Annotated in this window: 11 protein-coding genes; 2 read left to right on the top strand and 9 right to left on the bottom strand. The window is 35.9% G+C overall.

Annotated features, from left to right (window positions below):
• Positions 1-95 precede the first annotated feature (95 nt).
• The 9 genes from EWV84_RS20740 to EWV84_RS20780 all read right to left on the bottom strand — a co-directional run bounded on the left by EWV84_RS20740 (position 96) and on the right by EWV84_RS20780 (position 3,674).
• Positions 96-281 (bottom strand): type II toxin-antitoxin system HicA family toxin, encoded by a 186-nt coding sequence (locus EWV84_RS20740; RefSeq protein ID WP_287079780.1) that lies wholly within the window; start codon positions 279-281, stop codon positions 96-98.
• Between the two features lie 38 nt (positions 282-319).
• Positions 320-499 (bottom strand): type II toxin-antitoxin system HicB family antitoxin, encoded by a 180-nt coding sequence (locus tag EWV84_RS20745; RefSeq protein ID WP_287079782.1) that lies wholly within the window; start codon positions 497-499, stop codon positions 320-322.
• Positions 500-748: 249 nt separating this feature from the next.
• A complete protein-coding gene (locus EWV84_RS20750; RefSeq protein WP_287079784.1) occupies positions 749-1,690 on the bottom strand; it encodes a DUF4238 domain-containing protein in 942 nt (313 codons plus the stop codon).
• An 83-nt stretch (positions 1,691-1,773) separates the two neighbouring features.
• A complete protein-coding gene (locus EWV84_RS20755; RefSeq protein ID WP_158199688.1) occupies positions 1,774-2,043 on the bottom strand; it encodes a type II toxin-antitoxin system RelE/ParE family toxin in 270 nt (89 codons plus the stop codon).
• On the bottom strand, positions 2,040-2,267 hold the full coding sequence (locus EWV84_RS20760) for a hypothetical protein (RefSeq protein ID WP_158199689.1): 228 nt from the start codon (positions 2,265-2,267) through the stop codon (positions 2,040-2,042). Before EWV84_RS20760 ends, EWV84_RS20755 begins: the two co-directional genes overlap by 4 nt.
• 165 nt (positions 2,268-2,432) lie before the next feature.
• Complete coding sequence (locus tag EWV84_RS20765; protein WP_287079788.1) at positions 2,433-2,795, bottom strand: type II toxin-antitoxin system PemK/MazF family toxin; 363 nt, start codon at positions 2,793-2,795, stop codon at positions 2,433-2,435.
• Between the two features lie 25 nt (positions 2,796-2,820).
• Positions 2,821-2,988 (bottom strand): hypothetical protein, encoded by a 168-nt coding sequence (locus tag EWV84_RS20770; protein WP_287079790.1) that lies wholly within the window; start codon positions 2,986-2,988, stop codon positions 2,821-2,823.
• A 203-nt stretch (positions 2,989-3,191) separates the two neighbouring features.
• Positions 3,192-3,422 (bottom strand): type II toxin-antitoxin system HicA family toxin, encoded by a 231-nt coding sequence (locus EWV84_RS20775; protein ID WP_287079794.1) that lies wholly within the window; start codon positions 3,420-3,422, stop codon positions 3,192-3,194.
• Positions 3,423-3,425: 3 nt separating this feature from the next.
• On the bottom strand, positions 3,426-3,674 hold the full coding sequence (locus tag EWV84_RS20780) for a type II toxin-antitoxin system HicB family antitoxin (protein ID WP_287079795.1): 249 nt from the start codon (positions 3,672-3,674) through the stop codon (positions 3,426-3,428).
• A 492-nt stretch (positions 3,675-4,166) separates the two neighbouring features.
• On the opposite strand from EWV84_RS20780, the gene EWV84_RS20785 reads away from it, so the two are divergent.
• Positions 4,167-5,642 (top strand): bifunctional metallophosphatase/5'-nucleotidase, encoded by a 1,476-nt coding sequence (locus EWV84_RS20785; protein ID WP_287079796.1) that lies wholly within the window; start codon positions 4,167-4,169, stop codon positions 5,640-5,642.
• A gap of 107 nt (positions 5,643-5,749) precedes the next feature.
• Positions 5,750-5,887: a hypothetical protein gene (locus EWV84_RS20790; protein WP_287079797.1), complete on the top strand. Its 138-nt coding sequence runs from the start codon at positions 5,750-5,752 to the stop codon at positions 5,885-5,887.
• Positions 5,888-5,904: the final 17 nt, after the last annotated feature.

Raw genomic sequence — 5,904 nt, forward strand, 5'->3', positions numbered from 1 at the left:
ACCTCGATGACCATTTTTATTGATGTGATGGCTTTGACATTCTGGGCATTTCATTGTTCTTTCTGCTTATTTTATTTTTCATTTATTTTACCTCATCATCTCTTAATCTGACAACGCCTTTTAATTTGCTTGTGATTTGGTAGTGTTAAAGGTGTTGTTGTTCCATCCGAATTTTTTCTAATCATAGAAATATGCTCTTTTTCTCTAACAATTGAAAAACCAAATTTTTCAAGAACTTTAATCACTTTGGCTTTGGTGGCATCAACAGGAAATTTTGCCATTAGACCATTGCCTCTACAACAAAGGCTTCTAATACAGATCAGTCGCTTTCGAGAACTGATTCCCCAAAGGTTTCAACATGAAAAGCGATCGCCGATCGCACGTCATTAAGAGCATCTTCATAGGTATCACCTTCACCGACTACTACGCCTTGAATTCCCAATGGATAGGCGATATAGCCATCAGGATGTTTTTCAACAATGATTTTAATGGATTTCATAAATTGTTGATAGTGTATAGGGATGTCTTGATCCTATCTCATTTCTATAGAGTCCATTTGGTATCTTTCCCAAAATCATTACCCAGTATGGATTAGAGCGAATTAGCCAAAATACCTGTAATTCTTACCCGTGAAGCGTCACAAGAGAGATACCAAATAGAAAAATTGACTCTCCCAAAATGATCGCAATTTTAAAGTTTAATCAACAAGATGACGGCGATCGCACTTTTAAATGCCAAAGCGATCACTCTAACCACTAACTTTTTTAGCTTCTTGATTTTTTTTATACATTTCAAGAAAAAGGTATTTCCAAAAAGAATTTTCTAAATTTTTTATTTCACAGTCTTGTAATGGAGTATTTTTAAGATATTCTAAAGTTTCCTGATGTCTAGCAGCAACACGGCAACCAGTATAAGCTCTACCATTAATGAATTGTAGTTCATTAAGAAACCTAGAATCCAGTGGAGAGAAACTACTGTCAATAGAATGAAATCTTAGGTAATTAGTTGGACTGATAGGAAAATAGAATTCAGGTTCCCGACAATTATATAAAACTGGGGAAGCACTAATAACATATTCGTCTTTTCTATCCAATGATTTTGGACTAACACTACTTAACGTTAAATCGTTAAGTTTTTGGATTAAAACTTGAATATCTGTAAACAAATTAGCATGAATATGTTTAATCGAATCCTCTCCTAACATTTTATCTAAATATTCAAAAGACGACCAGCGCGGGTCATTTTTGAGGTCATGTAGAGAGATTTTTTTCTGCTTATCCAAATCATAGATTTTTTGTTTAAGTTCTAGATACTCCTTTTGATTTTGAGGAGCTTTTAAGATTTCAGAAAACGAAATTGATTCGTTTCTGACTGCGGCACATCTAAGCCATTGAAATGCCATGAATTCATTGATTTTTTCTCGTTCTTGGGTGGTCAAGTTTTCCACCCCATTTTCAATAATTGAGGCTATTATAGATGGAGCTTGAGCATCAATATTTTCAAACCATGAATCATAGTTTTCTTCGTTAGTTTTGAAGTAGTTGTTTTGTTCAAAAGTTCTATTTATAGCTTTTGGTAGTATTGCAAGTTGATTGTTTTTGTGAAGAATGACGAATATTTTCTCCTTTTTTTTGCATGAAGAAAAGTTTCTAAGTACTGCTTGGGTTACGAAATGTTGACGATCTTTCATATATTAAAATACGATATTTAGTTTAATTAATATTATAGCTGTGTTTTTGGCTAATTGTCGAGTGACGGCGATCGTCTAAATTTCTACGGGAAATTTTTGTAAAATCCTTCTCGACTCTCTATTTTGAGAATTTCGATAACTTCGCCATCCCAAAAAATTCCAATACGATAGCTGTAGTCAAATTTAATGCGATAATATCCTGAGAAGCCTTTTAGTGCTTCAAGATCGGGGATTTCGGATAGTGATTGAGAATTTCCAATTGCTTCAATACATTTTCTAACTTTTGCAAGAATTTTTTGGTCGTTAATTTTATCTAAATCTTTTTTGAAGCGTTTGGCAATTTGATATTTCATTGAGGCAAACTCTCCAAGAGAGATTGAGACTCTAATTCAGATAAAAATCCTTCTTTTCGAGAATCTTCACAAGCTAAATAAAGGATAAAGTCTTCTAATTCAGAGGAATTATTTTGAAATAAAAGTTGTAGAAAGCCTTGTCGGATTTCTAGTGGTAAGGTTTGAAAGAGGTTATAGAAACCTGTGCTAGTTAGCAAAGAATCTGTAATTTCTGTTTGACTCACGGCTGTTTTTTCCTTTTTTACGCAGTCTTTATTTAAATTATATCACCATCAAGCTTTCTAAAAAATCAGCGTTGCCGAAGGCACTGCGAAGCAGACCGCACTTTCAAAAGCCAAAGCGATCGCAATTTTCAAGTTTAATCAACAAGATGACGGCGATCGCACTATTTAATTATCTATGGAATAATCAATACTAATGACTAAACCTGCCAATAATTCTCCCATAACTTGATTGGAAACAACTCCAATTTTATCGATAAATCGTTGCGTTGATAGGCTACGAATCTGTAAAACATTCCTCGCAGAATCTTGATCTAACCCATTGATTTTGTCTTGCACAATTTTGACCATAAAAGGACGATTAATAAATTTATTTTGCCAAGTTGTTAATGGAATCACAATTCTTAAAGCAATCGGACTATATAAATCTGAACTAATAACAACAACAGGACGTTTTTTCCTAATTTCTTGTCCGATGGTTGGCTCAAGGTTAACTTGCCAGATTTCGCCTCGTTTTGGGTTAATCGTCATCGTTTTCTAATCCTTCTCCCTCAATTTATGAAAAGAAATCTAGTTCAGGATCATTATTGACATCTTCAGCCATTTCTTGAATAAGAGGACGTAAAAGTTTATGTCTTTCTGATAGAGAAAGTTTAGCAATTTCTTGTAATGAAGGCAAAGAAGATTGAGCAATATTTTCATTAATAGTATCAATACTTAACATTTTGATTACCCCTAAAATCTTCATTTACCTATTGTACAACAAATCCCGCACTATGAAGACGGTAATATGAGATCGCATTAATAAACATCCCAAAAATCAGATGATTACGGTGAATAACAATTAATTTGGTGCGTTACACTTCATTAACGCACCCTACAAGGTCAGCGATCGCACTTGAGCAACAAGATAACGGCGATCGCACTTTAAAGTTCATTCCATTCATCAATCGTTATTTCACGAGACATAATATTTTCAACTTCCTTGATCATCATTTTCAATTGAGGCACAGAATATTCAGAATTAGAGGGTATCGTCAGACGATATTGTTGATAAATCATAAATTGATGTCTTGTACCTGATCTTGGTTGTTCAAAACCTAATTTTCTTAGTTTTTTGATAAAATCTCTTCTTTTACATGGATTTAAACGACTCACATTTTAGCACTCCCGATTAAGATCAATTCCAGCAATTACAGGTAAAATATGACCTAGTTTTAATCCCACTAAAATCCAATCTTCTAAAGTGGAGCGTAACTGTGTTTGGCATTCGGATAAGGTGTCACCAAAAGCAATTACTCCTTGACAGTTCGGAATTTTACCTACATAAGTGCCATCTTCTAGTTGTTCAATTTCTGATATAGCGATCGCTTCATGGATATAATCACTTAAAGCATAACGAACTAACATCTTATTATTGCTCCTTATAGAATGAATCTATCTAACGGTTATTGTAAACGATTTGTTGGGTTTCATGAACGTCAACCCACGCACTGATGACAATAAAAGCGATTGCGTTTTTAAAGTTTAATCAACAACAAGACGGCGATCACACTATGAAGATGGTAATATGAGATCGCATTAATAAACATCCCAAAAATTAGATGATTACGGAGAATAACAATCAATTTGGTGCGTTACATTTCATTAACGCACCCTACAAGATCAGCGATCGCCACACAGCGGTGATCGCACTGGTAAAAAATGAACTCTTTCTAGATCGGCGCGAGTTATGCTATGCTGTGCTACGGACTGCTAAAAGCTAAACTTTTTCTAGATCGGCTAGAAGGAATCACAGACAAAGCTTCTGACGGTATTCAGAAAGTCAAGCTTTAAACCGTTCGCAGTACCCAAATCAAACTATCTCTTTCATTTAATCAACTCAAACTACTGGAGAGGCTCATGGTTGAAACTACAAAAAAACTCAAAAACTTTACAATTTTACATTCCAATGATATGCACGGCGACTTTTTAGCGGAGGCTAAAACTGGACAAGGTGGTTTGATCGGCGGTTTATCATTGCTTTCTGGTTATATCAATAAAGTGCGTCAAACGGAAAAAAATACACTTTATGTTATTTCAGGTGATATGCTTCAAGGTTCGATGATTGATACCGAATTTAAAGGCTTATCAACCATGGAAATTATGAATTACCTAGCGCCTAATGTAGTGACTTTAGGAAACCACGAATTAGACTATGGCTTTCCTCATTTGCTATTCTTAGAAAAAATGGCAAACTTTCCTATTGTTAATGCCAACTTGTACATTAAAAAGTACGGCAAAAGATTGATGAATCCCTATATCATCCTCAATGTAGATGGATTTGATGTTATGTTCATTGGTATTGTCACCGAAGAGGTTCTTAGTGCCTTAAAGCTAGACAAAAGCATTGGTACATTTGTTGGACTAGAAGATGCGGCGGCTGAAGTCGGTAAAATCTGTAATACCTACAAAAATGAAGATATTGATTTGACAATTCTCCTAACTCACATTGGTTTTGAAGAGGATCAAAAGTTAGCGGCTATGTTAGACCCTGAGTGGGGGGTGGACATGATCATTGGTGGACATTCTCATACACTTTTAGAACAGCCCGCCCAAGTAAACAACATTTTAATCGCCCAAGCCGCCGTTGGTACTGATCAGATCGGACGTTTCGATATTACAGTAGACGACGATACGAACAGCATTGTCGAATGGAAGTGGGAGCTTGTTCCTATTAATGATCAGGTAGCTAGTCCTGACGTAGATTTGCAAAATTTTATCAATACCTATAAAGAGCAAGTAGATCGCAAGTACAATCGCATTGTTAGTCGTTTAAATCGTAAATTGACTCATCCCGTGCGCGAACAAGAAACGGAGTTGGGTAATTTAATCGCTGATATCTTCTCAGAAATAGATACGATTGATGTCGTGCTTGTCGGTAGTGGTTCCATACGAGGTAAAGAATTAGGGCCTGTGGTCACTCTTGAAGACCTTAAGAAGGTTTATCCGTATGATGGTTCTCTTTATAAAATTAAAGTTACTGGAGCGCAACTGACAAAGGTATTTACCCATTTTCTGCGCCCAGAAAACAGAAAGCCTGGGGAAAGTCAATGTTATCAAATCAGCAAAGGTGTTCGAGTGGTTTATAACAATACCACAAAAGCAATTGAATCTTTCAGTATTAATGAACAACCTGTAGAGGCTGATCGTTTATACTTAATCTGCGTGCAAGATTATCATTATCAAAATTCCCTGAAGTGTTTGAATCTCACGCCTGAAGAAATAGCTAACGCTAAAGTTGCTACTACCTCAAGCCAAGGTGTTCTTGAAGAATACTTAAGCACTCATCAGCTTCTTGACGGTCAGGTGGAAGGACGCTGGACTTTTGTTAACTAGAAGACCTGTTGGGATATAACTATTAAAATAGCTCAAAGCCTTATGTAGTCTGGGTTTTAGCGATCACAATAGAAAGTCGCTTAAAAGCTTACCATGTAAGGGCTTCAATGATTTTGAGCTTATTTCCCAACAACTCTAGAGTTTTTGACATCCTCGCCGCCGTAAAACGGACGGCGATTCCTCACCACGCCACTTTTTTAGGGTGGTCGCTGAATGGGGTTGACGCTTCACCGAAAAACGCTTAATTGCTTAAGTCTGACAC

Origin of the sequence: Microcystis sp. M_QC_C_20170808_M3Col (assembly GCF_007095505.1) — a bacterium.
Lineage (GTDB): Bacteria > Cyanobacteriota > Cyanobacteriia > Cyanobacteriales > Microcystaceae > Microcystis.

Excerpts from the sequence above, each read along its gene's own strand:
- EWV84_RS20740 (WP_287079780.1), bottom strand. The coding sequence starts at position 281 with ATGGCAAAATTTCCTGTTGATGCCACCAAAGCCAAAGTGATTAAAGTT.
- EWV84_RS20745 (WP_287079782.1), bottom strand. The coding sequence starts at position 499 with ATGAAATCCATTAAAATCATTGTTGAAAAACATCCTGATGGCTATATC.
- EWV84_RS20750 (WP_287079784.1), bottom strand. The coding sequence starts at position 1,690 with ATGAAAGATCGTCAACATTTCGTAACCCAAGCAGTACTTAGAAACTTT.
- EWV84_RS20755 (WP_158199688.1), bottom strand. The coding sequence starts at position 2,043 with ATGAAATATCAAATTGCCAAACGCTTCAAAAAAGATTTAGATAAAATT.
- EWV84_RS20765 (WP_287079788.1), bottom strand. The coding sequence starts at position 2,795 with ATGACGATTAACCCAAAACGAGGCGAAATCTGGCAAGTTAACCTTGAG.
- EWV84_RS20770 (WP_287079790.1), bottom strand. The coding sequence starts at position 2,988 with ATGTTAAGTATTGATACTATTAATGAAAATATTGCTCAATCTTCTTTG.
- EWV84_RS20780 (WP_287079795.1), bottom strand. The coding sequence starts at position 3,674 with ATGTTAGTTCGTTATGCTTTAAGTGATTATATCCATGAAGCGATCGCT.
- EWV84_RS20785 (WP_287079796.1), top strand. The coding sequence starts at position 4,167 with ATGGTTGAAACTACAAAAAAACTCAAAAACTTTACAATTTTACATTCC.
- EWV84_RS20790 (WP_287079797.1), top strand. The coding sequence starts at position 5,750 with ATGATTTTGAGCTTATTTCCCAACAACTCTAGAGTTTTTGACATCCTC.